The organism is Actinocorallia aurea (genome assembly GCF_054783995.1).
The window spans coordinates 400,927-423,378 of sequence record NZ_BAAGPQ010000012.1 but is presented as its reverse complement, the minus strand read 5'-3'; the positions used below and the strand labels follow the sequence as shown (position 1 = coordinate 423,378).

General features: G+C 73.5%; 18 protein-coding genes. 10 read left to right on the top strand and 8 right to left on the bottom strand.

Annotated elements, in window-relative coordinates:
- Positions 1-15: 15 nt before the first annotated feature.
- Entirely contained in the window at positions 16-1,821 is a 1,806-nt protein-coding gene (locus ACYVOM_RS14460; RefSeq protein WP_460303852.1) for an alkyl/aryl-sulfatase, read from the bottom strand.
- Positions 1,822-2,047: 226 nt separating this feature from the next.
- Here ACYVOM_RS14460 and ACYVOM_RS14455 point away from each other — a divergent pair, with 226 nt between their 5' ends.
- Together ACYVOM_RS14455 and ACYVOM_RS14450 are read left to right on the top strand one after the other, a co-directional pair.
- The gene (locus ACYVOM_RS14455) at positions 2,048-2,821 is read left to right on the top strand and encodes a DUF1206 domain-containing protein (RefSeq protein WP_460303851.1); all 774 of its coding nucleotides are present in this window, start codon (positions 2,048-2,050) and stop codon (positions 2,819-2,821) included.
- A gap of 119 nt (positions 2,822-2,940) precedes the next feature.
- A complete protein-coding gene (locus tag ACYVOM_RS14450) occupies positions 2,941-3,402 on the top strand; it encodes a PaaI family thioesterase (RefSeq protein WP_460303850.1) in 462 nt (153 codons plus the stop codon).
- A 112-nt stretch (positions 3,403-3,514) separates the two neighbouring features.
- On the opposite strand, the gene ACYVOM_RS14445 is transcribed toward ACYVOM_RS14450, so the two are convergent.
- Positions 3,515-4,087, bottom strand: coding sequence for a TetR/AcrR family transcriptional regulator (locus tag ACYVOM_RS14445; protein ID WP_460303849.1), 573 nt, complete (start codon positions 4,085-4,087; stop codon positions 3,515-3,517).
- Positions 4,088-4,191: 104 nt separating this feature from the next.
- Here ACYVOM_RS14445 and ACYVOM_RS14440 point away from each other — a divergent pair, with 104 nt between their 5' ends.
- Complete coding sequence (locus tag ACYVOM_RS14440) at positions 4,192-5,526, top strand: MFS transporter (RefSeq protein WP_460303848.1); 1,335 nt, start codon at positions 4,192-4,194, stop codon at positions 5,524-5,526.
- Between the two features lie 28 nt (positions 5,527-5,554).
- Here ACYVOM_RS14440 and ACYVOM_RS14435 read toward each other — a convergent pair whose 3' ends face one another.
- Both ACYVOM_RS14435 and ACYVOM_RS14430 read right to left on the bottom strand, forming a co-directional pair.
- Positions 5,555-6,169, bottom strand: coding sequence for a DUF2278 family protein (locus ACYVOM_RS14435; protein WP_460303847.1), 615 nt, complete (start codon positions 6,167-6,169; stop codon positions 5,555-5,557).
- Between the two features lie 91 nt (positions 6,170-6,260).
- The gene (locus ACYVOM_RS14430; protein ID WP_460303846.1) at positions 6,261-6,647 is read right to left on the bottom strand and encodes a cupin domain-containing protein; all 387 of its coding nucleotides are present in this window, start codon (positions 6,645-6,647) and stop codon (positions 6,261-6,263) included.
- Between the two features lie 249 nt (positions 6,648-6,896).
- Here ACYVOM_RS14430 and ACYVOM_RS14425 point away from each other — a divergent pair, with 249 nt between their 5' ends.
- Positions 6,897-8,426, top strand: coding sequence for an amino acid permease (locus tag ACYVOM_RS14425; protein WP_460303845.1), 1,530 nt, complete (start codon positions 6,897-6,899; stop codon positions 8,424-8,426).
- 50 nt (positions 8,427-8,476) lie between these two features.
- Here the strand turns inward: ACYVOM_RS14425 and ACYVOM_RS14420 are convergent, their stop codons facing one another.
- Positions 8,477-9,145: a TetR/AcrR family transcriptional regulator gene (locus ACYVOM_RS14420; protein ID WP_460303844.1), complete on the bottom strand. Its 669-nt coding sequence runs from the start codon at positions 9,143-9,145 to the stop codon at positions 8,477-8,479.
- A gap of 153 nt (positions 9,146-9,298) precedes the next feature.
- Between ACYVOM_RS14420 and ACYVOM_RS14415 the strand changes: the two genes are divergently transcribed.
- The 5 genes from ACYVOM_RS14415 (at position 9,299) to ACYVOM_RS14395 (ending at position 16,571) form a co-directional block, all read left to right on the top strand.
- A complete protein-coding gene (locus ACYVOM_RS14415) occupies positions 9,299-10,123 on the top strand; it encodes an urea amidolyase associated protein UAAP1 (protein ID WP_460303843.1) in 825 nt (274 codons plus the stop codon).
- On the top strand, positions 10,120-10,725 hold the full coding sequence (locus ACYVOM_RS14410) for an urea amidolyase associated protein UAAP2 (RefSeq protein ID WP_460303842.1): 606 nt from the start codon (positions 10,120-10,122) through the stop codon (positions 10,723-10,725). The genes ACYVOM_RS14415 and ACYVOM_RS14410 overlap by 4 nt, the downstream gene beginning before the upstream one ends.
- Positions 10,722-14,258, top strand: coding sequence for an urea carboxylase (gene uca, locus ACYVOM_RS14405; protein WP_460303841.1), 3,537 nt, complete (start codon positions 10,722-10,724; stop codon positions 14,256-14,258). The genes ACYVOM_RS14410 and uca overlap by 4 nt, the downstream gene beginning before the upstream one ends.
- Positions 14,259-14,286: 28 nt before the next feature.
- On the top strand, positions 14,287-15,921 hold the full coding sequence (locus tag ACYVOM_RS14400) for an allophanate hydrolase (RefSeq protein WP_460303840.1): 1,635 nt from the start codon (positions 14,287-14,289) through the stop codon (positions 15,919-15,921).
- Between the two features lie 167 nt (positions 15,922-16,088).
- On the top strand, positions 16,089-16,571 hold the full coding sequence (locus ACYVOM_RS14395; RefSeq protein ID WP_460303839.1) for a DUF6328 family protein: 483 nt from the start codon (positions 16,089-16,091) through the stop codon (positions 16,569-16,571).
- A 207-nt stretch (positions 16,572-16,778) separates the two neighbouring features.
- On the opposite strand, the gene ACYVOM_RS14390 is transcribed toward ACYVOM_RS14395, so the two are convergent.
- Positions 16,779-17,126: a nuclear transport factor 2 family protein gene (locus ACYVOM_RS14390; protein ID WP_460303838.1), complete on the bottom strand. Its 348-nt coding sequence runs from the start codon at positions 17,124-17,126 to the stop codon at positions 16,779-16,781.
- A gap of 127 nt (positions 17,127-17,253) precedes the next feature.
- Between ACYVOM_RS14390 and ACYVOM_RS14385 the strand changes: the two genes are divergently transcribed.
- Positions 17,254-19,878, top strand: coding sequence for an ATP-binding protein (locus ACYVOM_RS14385; protein WP_460303837.1), 2,625 nt, complete (start codon positions 17,254-17,256; stop codon positions 19,876-19,878).
- A gap of 4 nt (positions 19,879-19,882) precedes the next feature.
- On the opposite strand, the gene ACYVOM_RS14380 is transcribed toward ACYVOM_RS14385, so the two are convergent.
- Together ACYVOM_RS14380 and ACYVOM_RS14375 are read right to left on the bottom strand one after the other, a co-directional pair.
- A complete protein-coding gene (locus ACYVOM_RS14380; RefSeq protein ID WP_460303836.1) occupies positions 19,883-20,629 on the bottom strand; it encodes a class II glutamine amidotransferase domain-containing protein in 747 nt (248 codons plus the stop codon).
- 51 nt (positions 20,630-20,680) lie between these two features.
- Positions 20,681-22,450 carry an N-acetylglutaminylglutamine amidotransferase gene (locus ACYVOM_RS14375; protein WP_460303835.1) on the bottom strand — a complete coding sequence of 590 codons (1,770 nt, stop codon included), beginning with the start codon at positions 22,448-22,450 and terminating at the stop codon, positions 20,681-20,683.
- Positions 22,451-22,452 lie beyond the last annotated feature (2 nt).

Sequence of the window (22,452 nt, the reverse complement as noted above, 5' to 3'; positions counted from 1 at the left end):
GCCTCCCCCGGCGGGTCACGGGGTGACGATGTCGAAGTCGCGGTCGCCGTCGTCGAGGAGGCCCCGCAGGGTGGCGAGGGCCTGGCGGTCGCCCTCGGCGCGGACGCCGTCGAGGTTCCCCGTGGCGAGGACGCCGAGGAACTGCGGCTTGGTGAGGGTGACGGCCAGGTCGGGCGGCGGACCGCCCGGGGCCCGGGTCCGCGTGAGGACGCCGTTGGCGAGGCTCATCCGGAACTCCTCCTTCACGTCGGTGAGGTGCCAGTCGATGCTGAGCCGGATGTCCCAGGCGCGCGGCCCGTTTACCCGGATCGCCACCGAGTCGAAGAGCTGCTCGACGGTCAGCGCGGCCATCACGTCCGGGCTCGCGGTGTCGACGGACGCTCTCGCCTTGTTCCCGCGCAGCTCGGCCGCGCCCTGGAGGTAGAAGTTCCGCCAGGTGCCGTTCTCGCTGCCGTGCCCGAGCCTCGTGTAGACGTCGGCGAGGAGCTCCCGGGCCGCGGTGTCGCGCGGGTCGGCGAACACCAGGTAGTTCAGCACCTGCGCCGCCCAGCGCAACTCCCCTGCCTCGACGGCCTCCGCAGCCTTCCGCAGCCCCGCCGCCGCGCCGCCCATGAGCTCCACGTGCCTGCGCGCCGACTCCTCGGGCGGCAGTTCCCACAGGTGGGCGGGGTTGCCGTCGAACCAGCCCATGTACCGCTGGTAAATGGCCTTGACGTTGTGGGACACCGAGCCGTAGTAGCCGCGCGCGTGCCAGGCCCCGGCGAGCGCCGGCGGCAGCTCGATCGCCTCGGCGATCTCAGGGCCGGTCAGGCCCTGGTTGAGCAGGCGCAGGGTCTGGTCGTGCAGGTAGGCGTACAGGTCGCGCTGCCCGGTGAGGAACTCGGTGAGCGCGGCGGTGCCCCACGTCGGCCAGTGGTGGGAGGCGAACAGCACGTCGGAGTCAGCCGCGAAGAGCTGGACCGCCTCGGTGAGGTAGCGCGACCACACACGCGGGTCGCGCACCTGGGCGCCGCGCAGCGTGAGGATGTTGTGCAGGTTGTGGGTGGCGTTCTCGGCCATGCAGAGCGCGCGGTGCTCGGGGAGGTAGAAGTTCATCTCGGCCGGGGCCTCGGCGCCCGGGGTGAGCTGGAAGACGAACCGAACGCCGTCCAGGACCTCCTCCTGGCCGGTCGCCGAGACGGTCAGGGTCGGCTCGACCAGGGACATCGTGCCCGCGGAGGTCGTCTGGCCGAGTCCCGCGCCGACCTGGCCGGCGGGGCCCCTGGCCAGTTCGGCGCCGTACATGAAGACGGCGCGCCGGTTCATGGCGGTGCCCGCGTACACGTTCTCGGACACCGCGTGCTCCAGGAACCCCGACGGCGCGACGACGGGCACGTCCGCCGCCCCGTCGAAGACGCCGCGGACGCCGCCGAAGTGGTCGGCGTGCGAGTGCGTGTGGAGGACCGCGGTGACGGGGCGGTCGCCCCGGTGCTCCCGGTAGAGGGCCAGGGCCGCGGCGGCGCACTCGACGGACAGCAGCGGGTCCACCACGACGACGCCCCGGTCGCCTTCGATGAAGGTGACGTTCGACAGGTCGAAGCCCCGCACCTGGTAGATGCCTCGCGCGACCTGGTAGAGCCCGTGCTTGGCGGTGAGCTGCGACTGCCGCCACAGGCTCGGGTTCACCGTGTCCGGGCGGACGTCGTCGAGGAAGGCGTAGGCCTCGAAGTCCCACACGGTCCGGCCTGCGGCGTCCTTGATCAGCCGATCGGCGGTCGTGCCCAGGAACCCCTTGTCCGCGTTCTCGAAGTCGGTCCGGTCCTGATACGACGGCGCGGCCACGGCTCTCCTCGAAATCGACGTGATCACGTCGTTCGTTCCCCGGTCCGCGGCCTGCCCGATACCCCGGCCGGGCAAAGAGCCGGTCCAGAGAGGGCGGTCACCCGGAATGGGGTGACCTGTAACCGAGTGGGGTGTTTTTCGGTTTCTTTGCCGACTCACGGGGAATTCATGACCTATGGTGACGAATGTTGAACGGAGTGTACGAAAGGCGTCGCGCGGTCGCGCGATGGGGATCGCCGCACGGCTGGGACTCGCCGTCCGAGGCGCGATCTACCTGCTCATCGGGGTGCTCGCGCTGCGCGTCGCGTTCGGCGCCGGCGGGAAGGAGGCCGACAAGTCCGGAGCCGTGCAGACGCTGGCCGGCCAGCCCGGCGGCGAGGTGATGCTGTGGCTGATCGTCGTCGGCCTCTACGGGCTGGCGCTGTGGCGGCTGGCCGAGGCGGCGTTCGGCGCCGCCGGGCCCGACGGGCACAAGGCGTCCCATCGGGCGATGTCCTTGGGGCGCGGTGTCTTCTACACCGTGACCGCGACGACGACCCTGCTGTTCGTGCTCGGGGTGCGGGGGCAGAAGTCCAGCGACGAGCAGTCGCGCGACCTGTCCGGCCGGGCGATGCACGATCTGCCGGGCGGGCGCTGGATCGTCCTGGTCGCGGGGATCGTCCTCGTCTGCGGCGCGGGATGGATGGCTTACAAGTCGGTCGTCAAGCGCGAATTCATGGCGAAGCTCCACGTGTCGGGCCAGGTCCGGCCCGTCGTGGAGGTGCTCGGCCGGATCGGCTACGCCGCGCGCTACGCAGTCTTCGCGGGCGTCGGCGTCTTCGTCGCGTACGCGGGCGCGACCGTCGACCCCGGCAAGGCCGAAGGCGTCGACGGGACCCTCCGGGAGTTCGCCGGCACCCCGGCCGGCCCCTGGCTGCTGGCCGTCGTCGCCGTGGGCCTCGCCGTCTTCGGCGCCTACTCGGCGTGCGAGGCGCGCTGGCGCGACGTCACCCCGGGCTGACCGCGGCCGCCCGCGAGCCGGCGCGGGCTCCGAGGGGGTCGCGCGATCCTAGAGCACGGTTCTAGAGTCTGCTTCGGATGCTTCCGGGTGGGCCGGGGGCCGGTGTGCGGGAGGTCGCGGTGGCGCAGGGGAACGGACAGGCGGGCGGGGTCGCCTTCCGGCTCGAAGGACACGTGCTCTCGGCGATGGGCCTGCACGACGTGCCCGCGCCGGAAGGCTCGGACTTCGCCATGGCGATGCCGCTCACCCCGAGCGTGGTCAACACCCGGGGCGGCCTGCAGGGCGGGTTCGTCGCGACGCTCGTCGACCTCGCGGCGGCGCGGGCCGTGGCTGCGGACCTCGCCGACGACGAGAGCGCGGCCACGGCCGACCTGAACATCCGCTACCTGTCGTCGGTGAACGTCGGCCCCGCGGTCGCGGCGGCCCGCGTCCTGCGCCGCGGCCGCACCCTCACCGTCGTTGAGGTCACCGTCCGCGACGAGGGCCGCGACGTGGTCGCCGCCGTCGCGACCCTCTCCTTCTCCGTCGTGGCCCTCCGACCTGGCCAGCCCCACGCCAAGGACCTCTCCCGCGACACCTGACACGCCGCTCTCCGTCGGCGAGCAGCGGACCGGCCGCCCGTGCGGCCCGCCGACGACCGCGGCCGGGCAACCGGACGCGAGACGACGCGGAACCGCGCGTTGGGCCCGCGGGTCAGGGCGTGCGGGAGGGGTGGAGGGGGGTGCCGAGGACGGTGCCGGCGAGGGCCCGGGCGGCGCGGGCGGGGCCCGTGTGGGGCCGGGTGGCGGCCTGGGCGAGGACGCCGTCGATGAGGACGACGAGCTGGTCGGCGCCGAAGGCCGGGTCGGGGTGGCCCGCGCGGGCGAGTTCGGCGGCGAAGAGGGCCTGGAGGCTCTCCTTGTAGGCGCGGACCTCCGCGTGGGCGGGATGCGCGGGGTCGCCCAGCGAGAGTTCGGCCGCGGTGTAGCGGCAGCCGCGGAACTCCGGCGCGCCGGTGATCCGCTCGATCTCGTCGAAGACCGCGCTCAGGCGCGCCACGGGGTCGTCGCCCGCGGCCGCCATGACGCGCTCGTACCGCTCGGGTCCGCGCGCGGAGCGCAGCACCTCGGCGACGAGTTCGTCCTTGCCGCCGAAATGCTGGTAGAGCGAGCGGCGGGCGACCCCCGCCTGCTCCAGGATCGCGTCGACGCCGACGTTCACGCCCTTGCGGTAGGTGAGGTCGCGGGCCGCCTCGATGAGGCGCTCGCGGGGGCCGGGTCTGCTCATGTCCGGAATTCTGGCACCCCTTGACAGGTAGATCAATCGTTCTATCTAATCCTCCCTCGTGAGTATACCGAACGTTCTATCCACCCCCCCTGGCGCGGCGCGGCATGCTGCCCGTCCTCCTCATCGGGGCGTTCATCCCCGTCCTCGACTTCTTCATCGTCAACGTCGCGCTCCCCGACATCCAGCGCGATCTGCACGCCGGATCGGCGGCCACGCAGTGGATCGTCGCCGGGTACGGGCTCGCTTACGGCTCCGGGCTCATCCTCGGCGCGCGTCTGGGCGACCTCGCGGGCCGCCGCCGGATGTTCGCCCTCGGCCTCACCCTGTTCACCGTCGCGTCCGCCGCCTGCGGGCTGGCGCCGACCTCCGGCGGTCTCGTCGCGGCGCGCGTCGCCCAGGGCGTCGCGGCGGCCGTCCTCGCACCACAGGTCCTCGCGATCGTCCGCGCCGCCTACACCGGGGCCGCGCTGGCCAAGGCGATGCGCGCGTACGCACTGGTGCTGGGACTGGCCGCCGTGTTCGGCCAGCTCGTCGGCGGCTCGATCATCGGGCTCGACCCGTTCGGGCTCGGCTGGCGCGGCTGCTTCCTCGTCAACGTGCCCATCGGGATCGCCGTCCTCGTCCTCGCGCCCAGGCTGGTGCCCGAGAGCCGCGCCGACGGGCCGGTCCGGCTCGACCTCGGCGGAGCCGGCCTCGTCACCCTGGGCGTCGCGGCGTTCCTGCTGCCGCTCATCCAGGGCCGCGAGCAGGGCTGGCCGCTGTGGATCTGGGCGTCGTTCGCGGTGGCGGCGCTCGCGCTGCTCGGCTACGCGCGGCGGCGGCACCCCGCGCCGCTCATCTCGCCCGAGCTGTTCGGCGTCCGGCCCTTCATGACGGGACTCGCCGCCCAGGTCGTGTTCAACATCGGGATGACCGGCCACTTCCTCGCGTTCGCCCTCTACATCCAGCGGGGCCGGGACTTCGACGCGTTCCACGCGGGATTGGCCTTCGTCCCGATCGGCCTCGGCTACTTCGCCGGATCACTTCTCGCGGGCCGGCTCGCGGGCCGCTTCGGCAGCCAGGTCATCGCCTTCGGCGGTCTCACCCGCACCGCCGGGCTCGCCTGCCTGCTGGCGCTGACCGCCGCCGAGGCCCCCTACGGCGCACTCGCCCCCGTCCTGCTCCTCGACGGCCTGGGCATGGGCCTCGCCTTCGGCCCGCTCGCCGCCACGGTGCTGGCCGCGGTCGGCCCCCGCCACGCGGGGTCCGCGGCGGGCGTCCTGACCTCCGCGCAGCAGATCGGCGGCGCCATGGGCGTGGCCCTCATCGGCCTCGTCTTCTTCACCGCCCGGGGCTCCACCACCACCGCCTTCGACCACTCCCTGGCCGCGGTCATGGCCGCGACCCTCCTCCTCGCACTCCTCGTCCAGCTCCTGCCCCGCACGCCCCGCGCCTCCTGACCGCCTCCACGCCTCCCGCCCCGGTGCGTCAGGACTCCGGGGCCGGGGTGGCGGGGATCGGGAGGGGGTGGCCCGCGTCGTCGGTCGGCAGGATCTGGCTGGTGAACTTGGAGACGAAGGCGTGGAAGGCCCCGTCCGGCCGGGCGGTGAGGACCGCGCCGTCCTGCCAGCTGCCGTTCTCGCGCCACCACTGGCTGACGTCCGGATCGCCCTGGTTCAGGTGGATGTTGTGGAGCCCGAGGCCCTCGTCGAACAGTTCGCCGAAGAGCAGAGTGCGCGCGCCGATCGCCAGCACCGACTCCAAAGCCACGGACGCCTCAAGGAACGACCCGCTGGTCCACGCGCCCGCGAACGCCGGATGCCGGTGGAGGTCGACGGCGCCGCCGCTCAGCGAGCGGAGCAACCGGTGGTACCCGCCGGGCAGACCGGCGACCCCCGGCAGCGCTTCCGCCGGGACGGTCAGCGTCTTCCACTGCACGCCGATCACCGATTCGTGGCTGTCGACGTCCACGGCGCCCCGGTAGGCGCCCGCGGGCGCAGCCAGCGTCAGCTTGACGTGATACCACTTGCCCTGATCGTCCGGTGTGTCGCGTTCATGCGCGGTGAGCACCCCCGCGAGAACCCCGTAATCACTGAAACCCACACCTCTCCGATACCCCGGACACCCGGGGCCCACCCCGCCGAGCGACCCTGCTCGCCGCGGCCCCGAAGCGGGTCCATCCGGCGACCCGCGCCTACGAGGCGGTGGGCAGGGGGTCCGCGGGGGCCGCCGAGGGGAGGGTGGCGGCGAGGACGACGCTGGGGATGTCCGGGGTGATGCGGTGTTCGCGGCCGCGCGGGATGACCGCGGCGGTGCCCGCGGTGAGCCTGATCTCCTCGTCGGCCTGGCCCGGCTCCTCGGGGCGCAGGAGCACGCGGATCTTGCCGACGAGGCACGACACGAGTTCGTCGGCCTCGGCGTGGGCCTGCCAGCCGCCCTCGTGGACGTCGTCGCCGGTCTTGGCGTGGAAGGCGGTGAGCCGCCAGCCGTCGGTCTCCCGACCCTGCGGGTCGGGGCGCACGCGGCCTGCGCGATCAAGGTCGATGGGGGAAGCGTAGAGATCGATCGGGGTGACGGTCATGCCGATACTTCCCTTCGTACGTGTCCTGCCAGCCCCACTTTACGCCATTAACTGGAGTGACTCAAGAAAACGAGACCCACAGGTCTAGGGACGCGGCGCGCCACTTCAACGCCCTTCCACCCCACGGCCACCGCCGCAACACCGGTGAGGAGGTGGATTCGTGGTGGATACGGCTGCGACATCGGGGGGAAACAGACGGGCGCTATTTCTGTCGCTTGACAGAAATAACGCGAGACGGGAGCCGTCCCCATGACCGCCACAGCTCCACCGCAGCCCGCACCCGCCGACCCGGCCGCCGACGCCGCGGCGCTCGCCGGGTTCGGATACCGCCAGGAACTGCACCGCAGCATGGGGCGGTACGCCTCGTTCGCGGCGGGTTTCTCCTTCATCTCCGTCCTCACCACCGTCTTCCAGTTCTTCGCCTTCGGCTACTCCTTCGGCGGCGGGGCCTTCTTCTGGACGTGGCCCGCCGTCCTCGCCGGCCAACTCCTCGTCGCCCTGTGCTTCGCCGAACTCGCCGCGCGCTACCCGATCTCCGGCGCGATCTACCAGTGGTCGACCCGGCTCAGCAGCGCGGTCTTCGGCTGGTTCGCCGGCTGGATCATGGTGATCGGGCAGATGGTCGTGGTCGCCGCCGCCGCGCTCGCGCTCCAGGTGGTGCTGCCCGCGATCTGGAGCGGCTTCCAGCTCGTCGGCGGGGACCCCGCGCCCACGACGGCGACCGGCGCGGCCAACGCCGCGATCCTCGCCGTGGTCCTGCTCGTGCTCACCACTGTGGTGAACGTGCTGGACAACCGGGTCCTGTCGGCCGTCAACCGGATCGGGGTCACCGCCGAGATCATCGGCGCCGTGCTCATCATCGTCCTGCTGCTCACCCACTCCGAGCGGGGCGGGGGCGTCACCCTGCACACCGGCGGCGAGGGCGGGGCGCTCGGCGCGCTGCTGGTCGGCTCGTTCGCCGCGGCCTACGTGCTGATCGGCTTCGACAGCGCGGGCGAGATGAGCGAGGAGACCCGTAACCCGCGCCGGACCGCCCCGCGCACGATCCTCACCGCGCTCATCGCGGCGGGCGTCCTGGCGACGCTGATGGTGTTCGGCGGTCTGCTCGCCGCGCCCAGCCTCGACGACGGCCGCCTGGCCACCGAGGGCCTGTCCTACGTGCTCACCAGCAGCCTCGGCTCGGGCGTCGGCAAGGCCCTGCTCGTCGACGTGGCCGTGGCGATCGCCGTCGCGACCCTGGCGATCCAGACGTCGGCGACCCGGATGCTGTTCTCCATGGCCCGCGACGGCGTGCTGCCCGCGTCCAAGATGCTCGCGAAGGTCTCGCCGCGCACCGGCATGCCCGCCGCGCCCGCGGTGGTCGTCGGCCTCGCCGCGGCGGCGCTGTGCCTGCTGAACCTCGCCTCCCCCGAGGCGTTCCTGGCCATCGGGACGACCTGCATCGCCATGCTGTACCTGGCCTACGCGATGGTCACCGGGCCGATGCTGGTGCGCAGGCTGCGCGGGCAGTGGAAGGCCGGCGAGGGCGTCGACGAGACGGGCCGGCCGCTGTTCTCCCTCGGCCGCTGGGGGCTCCCGGTCAACGCCCTGGCGCTCGCCTACGGGCTGTTCATGACCGTGAACCTGGCCTGGCCGCGCGCCGCCGTCTACGACCCGGCGGGCGGGCACTGGTACTTCCAGTGGTTCACCGCCCTCTTCGTCGGCGCGGCGATCCTGATCGGAGTGCTCTACCGGGCCCTGCGGCGGCCCGCGGCCACCCCCGCTCCCGTCGCGGCCTGAACCGCTCTCCCCGGACCCGGCGCCCCTCGCGGGCGCCGGGTCCTCGCGCGTCAGCCGAGCTTCGCCGCCTGCCCGCGCACTTGCGCGAGGTCCTCCTCGCGGGCTCCGGCGACGCGCAGGGCCGCGTCGGCGGTGGCGGCGGCGAACGCCTCGACGGGGCGCTCGGGGTCGGACCGGTGGATGAGGATGACGCCTTCGATGAGCCCGAAGACGAGGTCGGTGCGGACCGCGATCTCGGCCTTGTCGAGGGAGGCGCAGCACGCGGCGTCGGCGAGCAGCTTCCCGTAGGCCGCCTTGAGCTCACGGCGCATCCCGGCGAACCCGGCGAACCGCTCGGTGCGCACCTCGGGCAGCAGGTAGAGCGCGCCGAGGTTGTGCGGGCCGCCGCAGAGCAGCACGACGTCGGAGCGGCACAGCTGCCACAGCCGCGCCTCGGCGGAGCCCTCGGCGGCCAGCAGGGCGCGGGCGAGATCGAGCGACGGCCGGACGGTGCCCTCCAGCAGCGCCGCGAGCAGGTCCTCCTTGCCGCCGAAGTAGTGGTACATCGACGCCTGCCGCATCCCCGAGCGTTCGGCGACGGCCCGCGTGGACGTCGCCGCGTACCCCTGGAGGGTGAAGAGTTCGGCGGCGGCGGCCAGCAGTTCCTCGCGCGCGGACAGCCCGCTGTCGGGCCGGGCCGCCGCGCGGGGCCTGCCGACGCGCCTGCCGGTGGTGCTCATGGCCCGATCGTGCCACATCGCCGCAGGACGCGGGCTTGCCGGACTCGGTGTGAGCACCTGGCAATATCACCGTAACTCCGGAGCAACGGGCACGAATCGCCGCCCGCTTAGTTTCTGTCGTGCGACAGAAATTAGCTTCGAGGAGGTCGGACCATGGAGACGGCGACGACGTTCGGCGCACGGGACCACGCCCGCGCGCAGGAAGGGGTCACGGCCGAGGCCATGCCCGTGGTCCCCGCCACCGCCTGGCCCGACCCGCCGCGGGAGGCGGGCCCCCTGGTCTGGGCGGAGACCGTGGCGGGCGGCAACTACACCCACAAGGTCCTCGCCCGAGGCACCGAGCTGCGGCTCACCGACCTCGCCGGCGACGCCTGCGCCCATCTGCTCCTGTTCGTCGCCGACCGGCCGTGGGAGCGGCTGAACGTCGCCGACACCGTCAAGGTGCAGTGGAACGCCTACCTGGGCGACGGCAAGCTGTTGCTCTCCGACCAAGGGCGGGTGCTCGCCTCCGTCGTCGCCGACACCTCCGGCCGCCACGACGCCCTGTGCGGCACCTCCACCCTGGCCCGGAACACCGCGCGCTACGGCGACGGGACGCCCCAGTCGGCGAGCCCGGCCGGACGTGAGCTGTTCAAGCTGGCCGCGCTGAAGAACGGGCTGGAGCCGCGCGACCTGCCCCCGTCCCTGTCCTTCTTCCAGGGCGTGCGGATCGGCGAGGACGGCTCGCTGGAGTTCACCGGATCCGCCGGCGCCGGAGCGTCGCTCACCCTGCGGGCCGAGCAGGACCTCACCGTGCTCGTCGCCAACGTCCCGCACCCGGCCGACCCGCGCGCGGAGTACGTCAGCACGCCGCTCGAAGTGCTCGCCTGGAAGGCCGCGCCGACCGCGCCCGGCGACCCGCTCTGGGACGCCACCCCCGAAGGCCGCCGCGCCTTCCTCAACACCGCCGACTTCCTCTCCGCCCGGGGGCTCGCATGACCACCAGCACAGTTCCGGCCCGCGCCGCCTGGTCCGCCGTCGTCCCGGCGGGCGGCCTGCTCACCATCACCGACCTGCGCGGCAACCAGGCCGTCGACTTCCTCGCCTACGACGCCGCCGACACTGCGGTCCGCTACAGCGCGCCCGACACGATCCAGGCGCAGGGCGGCATCTTCCTCACCACCGGCTCGGTCCTGATGTCGAACGAGCACACCCCGCTGATGACGGTCGTCGCGGACGCCGTCGGGCGGCACGACACCGTCGGCGGCGCCTGCTCCAAGGAGTCCAACACCCTGCGGTACGGGCACCACACCTGGGCGCAGCACGCCTGCGTCGACAACTTCCTGCACGAGGGCGCCAAGTACGGGCTCGGCAAGCGCGACCTCGTCTCGAACATCAACTGGTACATGAACGTGCCCGTCGAGGCCGACGGCACCCTCGGCATCGTCGACGGCATCTCCTCCCCCGGGCTCCAGGTCGTCCTGCGGGCCGAGACCGACGTGCTCGTCCTGGTCTCCAACTGCCCGCAGATCAACAACCCGTGCAACGGCTTCGACCCGACCCCCGTCGAGATGACGATCACCCTAGGGGAGGGCGCGTGAGCTTCGACAAGCTGCTCGTCGCCAACCGGGGCGAGATCGCCGCCCGGATCATCCGGACCGCCCGCGCGCTGGGCATCGGCACCGTCGCGGTGTTCTCCGACCCCGACCGGGACGCCGCGCACGTCAGGCTCGCCGACGAGGCCGTCCGGCTGGGTCCGGCGCCCGCCAAGGAGTCCTACCTCGACGTCGATCTCGTGCTCAAGGCCGCCGCCGAGACGGGCGCGGGGGCGATCCACCCCGGCTACGGGTTCCTCTCGGAGGACGCAGAGTTCGCGCGGCGCTGCGCGGAGGCCGGGATCGTGTTCGTCGGGCCGACGCCCGAGCAGCTCGAACTGTTCGGCGCCAAGCACACCGCGCGGGCCGCCGCCGAGGCCGCCGGGGTGCCGCTCGCCCCCGGGACGGGGCTGCTCGCCGACCTGGAGGAGGCCCTGGAGGCCGCCGAGCGGATCGGCTACCCGGTGATGCTGAAGGCCACCGGGGGCGGCGGCGGCATCGGGATGAGCGCGTGCCGGAGCGGCGCGGAGCTGGCCGACGCGTGGGAGCGGGTGCAGCGGGTCGCCGCGGCGTCGTTCTCCTCGGCCGGAGTCTTCCTGGAGCGGCTCGTGGAGCACGCCCGGCACGTCGAGGTGCAGGTGTTCGGCGACGGGGCGGGCAAGGTCGTCACCTTCGGGGATCGGGACTGCTCGCTCCAGCGGCGCAACCAGAAGGTCGTGGAGGAGGCGCCCGCGCCCGGGCTGCCCGGCGCCGTCCGGGCCGGGCTCACCGAGGCGGCGCGCGGCCTTTGCGCGTCCGTCGGGTACCGGTCGGCCGGGACCGTCGAGTTCGTGTACGACGCGGCACGGGAGGAGGCCTACTTCCTGGAGGTCAACACGCGACTCCAGGTCGAGCACCCCGTCACCGAGGAGATCTACGGGGTCGACCTCGTCGAGTGGATGCTGCGGCTCGCGCAGGGCGACGCCTCCGTCGTCACCGAGCCGGGGCCCGCGCGCGGGCACGCCGTCGAGGCGCGCGTATACGCCGAGGACCCTTCGCGCGACCACCGGCCGAGCGCGGGGCTGCTCACCCGCGTGGCGTTCCCCGAAGGCGTCCGGGTGGACGCGTGGGTGCGGACCGGGACCGAGGTGACGACCTCCTACGACCCGATGCTCGCCAAGGTCATCGCACACGGCGCGACCCGCGACGAGGCGCTCGCGAAGCTGGACGCGGCCCTGGCCGCGAGCCGGATCGACGGGATCGAGACCAACCTCGGGCTCGTCCGCGCCGCGCTCGCCCACCCCGCCGTGCGCGCCTCGGCGCACTCGACGGCGACGCTCGCCGAGGTCGCCGACCCGACGCCGCGGATCGAGGTCGTCTCCGGCGGGACGCTGACGACGGTCCAGGACTGGCCGGGACGGACCGGGTACTGGCAGGTCGGGGTACCGCCCTGCGGACCCATGGACGACCTGTCGTTCCGGCTCGGCAACCGCGCGCTGGGCAACCCGGAAGGGGCGCCAGGTCTTGAGTGCACCCTTCAGGGGCCGTCCCTGCGCTTCACCCACGCCACGACCGTGTGCGTGACGGGCGCGCCCGCGCCCGTCAGCGTCGACGGCTCTCCGGTGCCGCAGTGGACGCCGCTGACCGTCTCGGCCGGCGCCACCCTGCAGGTCGACGCGCCCGGCGAGCACGGACTCCGCACCTATGTCCTGGTCGCGGGCGGGCTCGACATCCCCGACTTCCTGGGAAGCGCGGCCACGTTCACCCTCGGGAAGTTCGGCGGCCACGGCGGCCGTGCTCTGCGCACCGGCGACGTGCTGCACGGTGGAAGCGCCGTTTCCACCGGGACTCCGGTACCGGAAGCCGATCGTCCCGTCTTCGGGAGGGAGTGGGCGATCGGCGCGGTCGAGGGGCCGCACGCCGCGCCCGAGTTCTTCACCGAAGAGGACATCCGCGACTTCTACGCCGCGGACTGGAAGGTGCACTTCAACTCGGCGCGGACCGGGGTCCGGCTCGTCGGGCCCAAGCCCCGGTGGGCGCGCAAGGACGGCGGCGAGGCGGGGCTGCACCCGTCGAACATCCACGACACGCCGTACTCGGTCGGCGCGGTCGACTACACCGGCGACATGCCCGTGCTGCTCGGGCCGGACGGGCCGTCGCTCGGCGGGTTCGTGTGCCCGGCGACGATCGCGTCGGGGCAGCGCTGGAAGCTCGGGCAGCTCAGGCCCGGGGACTCGCTCAGGTTCGTCCCGCTCACCACGGCCGCCGCCGACGCGCTCCGCCGCGCGCCGCAGGCCCCGCCCGTCGCCGACCGCGCGGTGATCTCCGACGGGGGCGTGCTGGCCCGCAGGCAGGACGTCACCTTCCGGCGCAGTGGCGACGACAACCTCCTCGTCGAGTTCGGGCCGATGGAACTCGACCTCGCGCTGCGGATGCGGGTGCACGCGCTCCAGGAGGCCGTCGTCGCGGCCCGGATCGACGGGGTCCGCGACCTCACGCCCGGCATCCGGTCGCTGCAGATCAAGTTCGACCCCGACGCCGTCGCGCGGGAGCGGCTGCTGGACCTCGTCCGCGACATCGAGGCAGGGCTGCCCGCGGCCGACGAGCTCGTCGTGCCGTCCCGCACCGTGCACCTGCCGCTGTCGTGGGACGACCCGGCGACGCGCGAGGCCATCGCGCGGTACATGGCGGGCGTGCGCGACGACGCGCCGTGGTGCCCGTGGAACATCGATTTCATCCGGCGCGTCAACGGACTGGCCTCCGTCGAGGACGTGTTCCGGACGGTGTTCGACGCCGAGTACCTCGTCCTCGGGCTCGGCGACGTCTACCTGGGCGCGCCCGTCGCGACCCCGCTCGATCCGCGGCACCGGCTCGTCACCACCAAGTACAACCCGGCCCGTACGTGGACCGCGGAGAACTCCGTAGGCATCGGCGGCGCCTACCTGTGCGTGTACGGGATGGAAGGGCCCGGCGGATACCAGTTCGTCGGACGGACCACGCAGGTGTGGTCGAGCTGGAAGCCGGAGGGGAACCCCTGGCTGCTGCGGTTCTTCGACCGCATCAGGTGGTACGAGGTCGGGCCCGAGGAACTGCTGGAACTGCGCGCCGACATGGCCGCCGGACGGTTCGCCCCGCACGTCGAAGAGGGCACGTTCGCGCTCGCCGACCACGTGCGGTTCCTCGACGAGAACGCCGCGGAGATCGCGGAGTTCCGGGCGCGGCAGGCCACCGCGTTCGGCGCGGAGCGCGACGCGTGGGAGGCCGCGGGCGAGTTCGTGCGCGCCGAGGCCGCGGCCGAGCCCGCGCCGCCGCCCGCCGACATCGCCGTCCCTGCCGGGGGCAGGCTCGTCGAGGCCGAGTTCGCCGCGTCCGTCTGGCAGGTCGCGGTCGCGGCGGGCGACACCGTCAAGGAAGGCGACCCGCTGCTCGTCCTGGAGGCGATGAAGATGGAGGCGCCCGTCCACGCCCCGTGCGACGGCGTCGTCGCCGAAGTCCTCGCCGCGCCCGGCGGGCAGGTCGAGGCGGGTACGCCCCTGATCGTCCTCGGCCCGCCCGCGTAGGCCCCACTCCCCGAAAGGCTTCACCTCGATGACCGAACGCATCCTCGCCCGCGTCCGCGCCGCCTACGACCGCATCGCCGCCGTCGACCGCCCCGAGATCTGGATCGACCTGCGCCCGCGGGCCGAGGTCGAGGCGGAGGCTGCCGGGATCGACCCGTCGCTGCCGCTCGCGGGGCGGCTCCTGGCCGTCAAGGGCAACATCGACGTCGCGGGCCTGCCGACGACGGCGGGCTGCCCTTCGTACGCTTACCTTCCCGAAGTGGACGCGCCGGTCGTCGGGCGGCTGCGGGCGGCGGGGGCGCTCGTCATCGGCACGACCAACCTCGACCAGTTCGCGACCGGGCTGGTAGGCACCCGGTCGCCTTACGGGGCGGTGCGGAACTCGGTGGACCCGTCCCGGATCAGCGGCGGCTCCAGCTCCGGCTCGGCCGTCGCGGTGGCCCTCGGCATCGCCGACCTCGCGCTCGGCACCGACACGGCGGGCTCCGGGCGCGTCCCGGCGGCGTTCAACGGGATCGTCGGGCTGAAGCCGACCCGCGGTCTCGTCCCGACGGCCGGGGTGGTCCCGGCCTGCGCGAGCCTGGACTGCGTGACGGTCTTCGCCCGCACCCTGCCCGAAGCCGAACAGGCCCTCGCGCACATGGTGTCGGGGGCCGACGCGGCCCCCGTCCGCGCCCCGGGCCCGTGGCGCGTCGCCGTGCCCGACCCCGCCCAGCTCGGCGAGATGGACGAGGGCTGGGCCGGGGCGTTCCAGCGCGCGGCGGCCCGCCTGGAGGCGGCTGGGGCGGTGCTGTGCCCCGTCGACCTCGCCCCGTTCACCGAGGCCGCCGCGATGCTCTACGAAGGCGCCTTCGTGGCCGAGCGCTACACCGCCGTCGGCGCGTTCATCGACGCCCAGTCCGAGAAGGGCGGCGACGGCCTCGACCCGACCGTCACCGGCATCGTCCAGCGCTCCCGCGACATCCCCGCCCACCGCCTCTACGCCGACCAGACCCGCCTCGAAAGCCTGCGCGCCCGCGCCCTGGCCTCCTTGGGCGACGCCGACGCGCTGCTGCTGCCCACGGCTCCGGGCCACCCCACCCTGGACGCGGTCGCCGCCGACCCGCTCGGCGAGAACGCCCGCCTGGGCCGCTTCACCAACTCCACCAACCTCTTCGACCTCGCCGCCGTCGCCGTCCCCGCCGGCGACGTCGCAGGCCTCCCCTTCGGCGTCATGCTCATCGGCCGCGCGCACACCGACCACTTCTTGGCCCGCCTCGCCGCCCTCCTCACCCCGTCCACCCAGATCGCCGTAGTAGGCGCCCACCTCACGGGCCAGCCTTTGAACGGCCAACTCCTGGCCCTGGGTGCGCGCTTCGCCCGATCCGTCACCACGGCTCCGACCTACCGCCTCTACGCCCTCCAGACCACCCCGCCCAAGCCCGGCCTCGTCCGCGTCCCCGAAGGCGGCTCCGCCATCGAAGCCGAAGTCTGGGACCTTCCCCCGGAGGGCCTCGGCGCCTTCCTCGCCGCCCTTCCCCGTCCCATGGCCCTCGGCAGCCTGGAACTCTCCGACGGCACCTCCGTCCCCGGCTTCCTCTGCGAGCCCTCCGCCCTCCACAACGCCGCGGACATCACCGCCCACGGCGGCTGGCGCGCCTATCTGGCCTCCTCCTCAGCCTGACGGACGCGCGGGCCGCCCTCCCCGGAGCGCGGCCCGCGCGTGGGCAAAGATCGGCGGAATGCATCTTTTGTGACACTTCTGGCAATACCGAGGGGTACGTCCTTTACGACTCAACAAAGCGGCGCCCCGCACCCGGGCGGGTCGGCGTGCATCAGGAGAGCCTCCCCGTGACGCGAGAAATGTCCGACGAGAAGACCAACGAGACCCCCGCCGAGCGCGCCGACCGCAACTTCGTCGAATTCCTGCAGGGGATCCGCGTCGCCGTCACCGGCGTCCAGGTCCTCTTCGCGTTCCTGCTGACCGTGCCGTTCTCGCCGGGCTTCTCCGGCGTCGACGACGGCGAACGCGCCCTCTACTATGTCGCCCTCGTCTCCGCCGCGCTCGCCTCGCTCTTCTTCATCGCCCCCGTCGCCCAGCACCGCATCCTCTTCCGCCAGGGCCTCAAGGAGGATCTGGTCCGCCGCTCCAACGTCTACGGCCTCATCGGCACCGCCGCCCTGGCCGTCTCGATGACGTCCGCCGCGTGGCTCGTCACCGCCCACCTCTTCCCCGGCCCCCTCCCCTCCCTCACCGCCGCCGGAATAGTCCTCCTCGCCGGCTGGCTCTGGTTCGTCGAACCCGCCCTCCACCGCACCTCCAACAACACTTGACACCGACCCGACCCCCATCCCAGACCCATGAGGCGCCCGCCGCGTGCACCGCGCCACCGGCCTCCGGCTCTGACGCCGGCGCCCTCGCCATGAATCTCGTCGGCGACGCCTCGAACCGACGTTCTGTCTCACCGCCCGGCCGGGATCACGGACGGGCGGTGAGGGGCTCCGGCCTCCTCATCGGGGGCCGCGGCGGGACGTCTGGTGTCAGGCGGGGACCTGGTCGAGGAAGCCGCTGACGCGGGTGATGCGGCCGTCGGCGATCTCGGCGACGTCGAAGCCGATGACGACCGGGGACGCGCCGGCGGGGCCGAGGTGCCAGGTGAAGCGGGCCAGGTCGTGGTGGGCGTCGACGTCGCCCGCGAGGGTGAAGGACAGGCCCGGGAAATGGGCCTGGACGCCGGTGATGACGGTGTCGAGGGCGTCGCGGCCCCGGACGGCGGCGAGCGGGTCGGTGTAGGAGGCGTCGTCGGCCCAGATCTCGGCGAGGAGGGCGCGGCGGGCCTCCGCGTCGGTCTCGTTCCAGGCGGCGAGGTACTTGTTGATGAGTTCCATGCTCTCGTCCTTCTCTGTTCTGCTGACACCCCCGACGCTACGAAGCCGCGCCTTGCCCGGAATCCGTCATGCTTAGGTACCGCGACCGGTCGGATCCGTGCCGTGGCGCACCGGATAGTGTGCGGGCATGTTGTACGGCAGGTCGGCGGAGCAAGCGGTCCTCGCCGGGCTGCTCGACGGAGCCCGGGAGGGACGCAGCGCGGCGCTGGTCCTGCGCGGCGACCCCGGCATCGGCAAGACCGCGCTCCTGTCCTGGCTCGCCGCGAGCGCGCCGCGGGTCCTGCGCGCCGAGGGCGTCGAGGTGGAGGCGGATCTGCCGTTCGCCGCGCTGAGCCAGCTCCTGCGGCCGGCGCTTGCCCGTATCGGAGGGCTGCCCGGCCCGCAGCGGGCGGCGTTGGAGCGGGTGTTCGGGCTGGCGTCCGGCGAGCCCGCGGACCGGTTGCTGGTCGGGCTCGCGGTCCTGTCGCTGCTCGCCGACCTCGCCGACGACGGGCCGCTCCTGTGCGTGGTGGACGACGCGCAGTGGCTCGACTCGGTCTCCGCCGAGGCGCTCGTCTTCGCGGCGCGGCGCCTCGACGCCGAGGGCGTCGTGCTGCTGTTCGCCGCGCGCGACGGGGCGTTCGCCGCGCCGGGGCTGGCCGAGCTGCGCCTGCCGCCGCTCGGCCAGCAGGACGCCGCGCGGCTGCTGCCCGCCTCGCTCGATCCGGCGACACGCTTCCAGGTGCTGGCCGAGGCCGCCGGGAACCCTCTGGCCCTGCAGGAGCTGCCGCAGGCGGTGGTCTCCGACGACGGCGGCGCACCGCTGACGGGGCGGCTCGTCGAGGCGTTCCACGGCCAGGTGGCGGCGCTGCCCGCGGCGTCGCGGGCGCTGCTGCTGGTCGCTGCGGCCGAGGACACCGGCGACCTCGACGTGGTGCTCCGCGCGGGCGGCCTGCTCGGCGCGGACGCGGCCGACCTGCGCCCCGCCGAGGGACTGCGGCTCGTCGCGGTCCAGGGGCGGACGCTGCGGTTCCGGCATCCGCTCGTGCGCACCGCCGTGTACCGGGAGGCGCCGGTCGCCGACCGGATCGCCGCGCACCGGGCGCTCGCGGAGTCGGCGGACTCCCCGGAGCACGCCGACCGGCGCGCCTGGCACCTCGCCGCGGCGACGACCGGGCCCCGCGAGGACGTCGCGGCAGCGCTGGAGGCGACCGCGGAACGCGCGCGCGAACGGGGCGGTTACGCAGCCGGGGTCGCGGCCTGCGCCCGCGCCGCCGAGCTGAGCGAGGACGACGCCGAACGCGCCCGCCGCCTGCTCTCCGCCGCCGAACTGGGCATCCGCGCGGGCGACATGGCGGGCGCGGTGGCGTTCGCCGAACGCGCGGGAGGGCTGCGCGCCGAGCCGCGCTTCCTCGCCCGCGTCGCGGGCGTCGAGGCACTGGCCTGGTTCTGGCAGGGCGCCTACCCGACCGCGCACGACCTGCTGCTCGCGGGCGCCGACCTGGATCCCGAGCACGCCGCGCAGCCGCTCGTCCAGGCGTTCCACACCGCCTGGTACCTGGGTTCCGACGCGCTCGCCGCGACCGCGGGCAGGCTCGCCGAGGTCGACGATCCGCTCGCCGAGGTGCTCGTGGCAGCCCACGCCGAGGCCGCTCCCCTCGCCCGGCGACCCGCCATGGACGCGCCGCCTCCGCTCGCCGCGAGCGCCCGCGCGATCGGCGCCGACGCCCACGCCCTGTCCCAGCTGTGCGGCACGGGCTTCATCGCCGGCCAGGACGCCGAGACCCACGAACTCGCCGCCCGCCTGACGGCACGGGCCCGCGCCGACGGCGCGTTCGGCCTGCTGCCCACGCTGCTGTTCTTCCTGGCCGAGGCCGAACTGTTCCACGGCCGTCACCGTGACGCCCGCGCGGAGCTCGCCGACTGCCGTGCGATCGCCGCCGACAACGGCCAGCGGCACTGGGCGAGCCAGGCCGCCGCGGTCTCGGCGGTGCTCGCCGCGATCGAGGGCGACGAGGCGGGCTGCCGCGCGCTGGTCGCCGAGTCCCTCGCGGGCGCGGCCCCGGGCGTCCCCGCCTCCGGCCTTTCGTGGACGCTCTGGGCGACCGGTCTCCTCGACCTCGGCCACGGCCGCACCGCGCAGGCGCTCGACGGGCTGCTCAGGCTCCAGGACGAGGCGTTCGCCCACCACGTGTGCGCGCGGCGCAGCGTGCCCGATCTCGTGGAGGCCGCCGTCCGCACCGGATCACCGGACCTGGCCCGTCCCGCGGCCGCCGCGTTCACCGCGTGGGCCGACCGGAGCGGCCGGCCGTGGGCGCGGGCGCTCGCGCTGCGCTGCCGCGCCCTCCTCGAAGGCGACGAGGACGCCTTCGCCGAGGCCGTCGCCCTCGACGGCCGCCCCTTCGAGCGCGCGAGGACCCGGCTCCTCTACGGTGAACGGCTCCGCCGCGCCCGGCGCAAGGCAGAGGCCCGTCCGCACCTGACCGCCGCCTTGGAGGCGCTCGACGACCTGGGCGCGGCGCCCTGGGCGGCCCGCGCCCGCGCCGAACTGGAGGCGGCGGGTGCCGTCGCCCGCGACGGCACCCGCCCGCCGGGGTCCTCGCTCACCCCGCAGGAGCTCCAGATCGTCCGGCTCGCCGCGTCGGGGCTGTCCAACAAGGACATCGCCGCCCGCCTGTTCCTCAGCCCCAGGACGGTCGGCTACCACCTCTACAAGGCCTATCCCAAGCTCGGCGTGGCCGACCGCCGGGAGCTGGCCGGCCTCGCCCTCTGAAGGATCAGACGGCGTCGGCCACCGAGGGCGCCTCGACGGCCTCAAGGTCGGTGACCTTCGTCCCGGTGGCGTCGGTGATCAGGAGCTGCCGGTCCGCAAGGGTGACCCAGTGGGGCTCGTAGTCGTGGGGCTCGCTTCCCACGAGGGTGCCTTCGGGGCTCTCGCGGTAGCAGAGGGTCTCGCCCCAGGTGGTGGCCACGATGACCGACCCGTCGGTGGCCAGGAGGTTGAGGCAGGCGTTGTCGTCCAGCGCGGCGATGTCCCGGACGAGTTCGGGCACCGCCGACGTGAGGGGCGCGCCCGCGTCCAGGCGCTGCCACAGGAGCTGGGCCAGGAAGGCCGCGTCGCAGGTGGACTCCGGGACGTAGGCGGGGTCGTGCAGGGGTGTGGCGCGACCCACGTTGAGGTGGCCGTTGAGGGAGAGGATCACCGAGCCGTTGGTGAACGGCGCGGTGGCCTCGACCTCGATCGGCATCCCGGGGCTGGCGCCGCGGGCGGCGCCGACGACGCAGGTGCCGCGGGTGTCGGCCGCGAGCGCCGGGAAGGCGGGGTCGTCCTCGATCGGGCCGGTGCGGCGGTAGGTGACGGCCCTTCCTTCCTCGTACCAGCCGACGCCGAAACCGTCCTGGTTGATCAGGTCGATGTGCTGCCAGCGCGGGCGGGCCGCCTGGGCGGGCAGCCCATAAGCGGGCGCGAGGACGAGATCCTCGACCGTGCGCTCGACTCCGAGCCAGGCGAAATGACGGCACATGCGGCCTCCCCCGAGGACCTCGACGACTGTTCCTTCACGCAGGATAGGCAACTAAATCCCATGGTCCTGCAGCCACAGCTCAAGGAGTGCCAACTGCCAGAGCGCGTTCGCTCCCAGCGTGGTGCGGTGGGCCGTCGGCGCGGCGAGGAGCCGGGTGACGTACTCCTCATCGAACAGGCCGCGCGCCTTCGCCGACGGGTTCGTCAGGGCGTCCCGCGCGAGATCGAGATAGGGCCCGGAAAGGTGCCGGATCGCCGGGACGGGGAAGGAGCCCTTGGTCCGGTCGATCACCGCGTCGGGGACGACGCCCCGGGCCGCCTCCTTCACCACGCCCTTGCCCCCGTGGGCAAGTTTCAGCGCGGGCGGGCAGGCTCCGGCGAGTTCGACGACCTCGTGATCGAGGAACGGGGTGCGTGCCTCCAGCCCGAAGGCCATGGTCATGTTGTCGACCCGCTTCACCGGGTCGTCGACCAGCATGACGGTGCTGTCCAGCCGCAGGGCCGCGTCGACGGCCTCGGTGGCGCCGGGCTCGGCGAAGTGGGCCCGGACGAAGGCGGTGCTGTGGTCCTCGCCGAGGTAGCCGGGCCGGAGCTGCCCGGCGAGATCGGCGTGCGGCCGGTCGAAGAAGACCTTGGCGTACGCCGCGGCGGCCTGATCGCGGGGTGTCGCGGCGAGCGGCGGATACCAGTCGTAGCCGGCGAAGATCTCGTCCGCACCCTGCCCGGACTGCACCACCTTGACGTGCTTCGACACCTCCTGCGACAGGAGGTAGAAGGCCACGCAGTCGTGGCTGACCATGGGCTCGCTCATCGCCGAGACCGCGCCGTGCAGGGCGTCCAGCAGGCGGTCGTCGGAGATCGCGATCCGGTGGTGGTCGGTGCCGAACTCGCGGGCGACCAGATCGGAGTAGGCGAACTCGTCGCCTTCCTCGCCTCCGGCGGCCTGGAATCCGATGCTGAAGGTCGCGAGCCCGTGCTGGCCCGCCTCGGCGAGGAGCGCGACGATCAGGCTGGAGTCGATCCCGCCCGACAGCAGCACCCCGACGGGCACGTCGGCGACCATCCGGCGGGAGACCGCGGTGCGCAGCGAGTCGAGGACGGCCCCGGGCCATTCCTCCTCGGGAAGATCCACATGCCGGGTGAAGGAGGGCCGCCAGTAGACGTGGTCCTCCTGGGTGCCGTCGGGGCGGATGGTCCGGACTGTCGCGGCGGGCAGCTTCTCGACCCCGTTCAGGATCGTCCGGGGCGCCGGGACGACGGAGTGGAAGGTCATGTAGTGGTGCAGCGCCACGAGATCGAGCGAGGTGTCGACGTCCCCGCCCGCGAGCAGCGCCGGAAGGGTGGAGGCGAACCTGAGCCGCTCCGGCGAGCGCGTCACGTAGAGGGGCTTGATCCCGAGCCTGTCCCGTCCGAGGACGACGAGGCCGGTGTCCCGCTCCCGGATGGCGAACGCGAACATGCCCTTGAGGTGGGAGACGAAGTCGCGGCCCCAGCGGTGGTAGCCCTTGATCAGCACCTCGGTGTCGGAGGTGGAGAAGAACCGGTATCCGGCGGCCTGGAGCTCTTCGCGCAGTTCCTTGTAGTTGTAGACGCAGCCGTTGAAGACGCACGCGAGCCCGAGGTCGCTGTCGATCATGGGCTGGGCGGCGTGGTCCGACAGGTCGATGATCTTGAGCCGCCGGTGCCCGAGCGCGAACCCGCCGGACGCCCAGACACCCGAGCCGTCCGGGCCTCGGGACTCCATCCGGGCGGTCATCCGGGCGACGCCGTCCACGTCGGCGGGCCGATCGTCGAATCGGATCTCACCACAAAAGCCGCACATTT

Excerpts from the sequence above, each read along its gene's own strand:
- ACYVOM_RS14390 (WP_460303838.1), bottom strand. The coding sequence starts at position 17,126 with ATGGAACTCATCAACAAGTACCTCGCCGCCTGGAACGAGACCGACGCG.
- ACYVOM_RS14425 (WP_460303845.1), top strand. The coding sequence starts at position 6,897 with ATGACCGCCACAGCTCCACCGCAGCCCGCACCCGCCGACCCGGCCGCC.
- ACYVOM_RS14440 (WP_460303848.1), top strand. The coding sequence starts at position 4,192 with ATGCTGCCCGTCCTCCTCATCGGGGCGTTCATCCCCGTCCTCGACTTC.
- ACYVOM_RS14415 (WP_460303843.1), top strand. The coding sequence starts at position 9,299 with ATGGAGACGGCGACGACGTTCGGCGCACGGGACCACGCCCGCGCGCAG.
- ACYVOM_RS14420 (WP_460303844.1), bottom strand. The coding sequence starts at position 9,145 with ATGAGCACCACCGGCAGGCGCGTCGGCAGGCCCCGCGCGGCGGCCCGG.
- ACYVOM_RS14455 (WP_460303851.1), top strand. The coding sequence starts at position 2,048 with ATGGGGATCGCCGCACGGCTGGGACTCGCCGTCCGAGGCGCGATCTAC.
- ACYVOM_RS14430 (WP_460303846.1), bottom strand. The coding sequence starts at position 6,647 with ATGACCGTCACCCCGATCGATCTCTACGCTTCCCCCATCGACCTTGAT.
- ACYVOM_RS14385 (WP_460303837.1), top strand. The coding sequence starts at position 17,254 with ATGTTGTACGGCAGGTCGGCGGAGCAAGCGGTCCTCGCCGGGCTGCTC.
- ACYVOM_RS14400 (WP_460303840.1), top strand. The coding sequence starts at position 14,287 with ATGACCGAACGCATCCTCGCCCGCGTCCGCGCCGCCTACGACCGCATC.
- ACYVOM_RS14410 (WP_460303842.1), top strand. The coding sequence starts at position 10,120 with ATGACCACCAGCACAGTTCCGGCCCGCGCCGCCTGGTCCGCCGTCGTC.
- ACYVOM_RS14380 (WP_460303836.1), bottom strand. The coding sequence starts at position 20,629 with ATGTGCCGTCATTTCGCCTGGCTCGGAGTCGAGCGCACGGTCGAGGAT.
- ACYVOM_RS14445 (WP_460303849.1), bottom strand. The coding sequence starts at position 4,087 with ATGAGCAGACCCGGCCCCCGCGAGCGCCTCATCGAGGCGGCCCGCGAC.
- ACYVOM_RS14375 (WP_460303835.1), bottom strand. The coding sequence starts at position 22,450 with ATGTGCGGCTTTTGTGGTGAGATCCGATTCGACGATCGGCCCGCCGAC.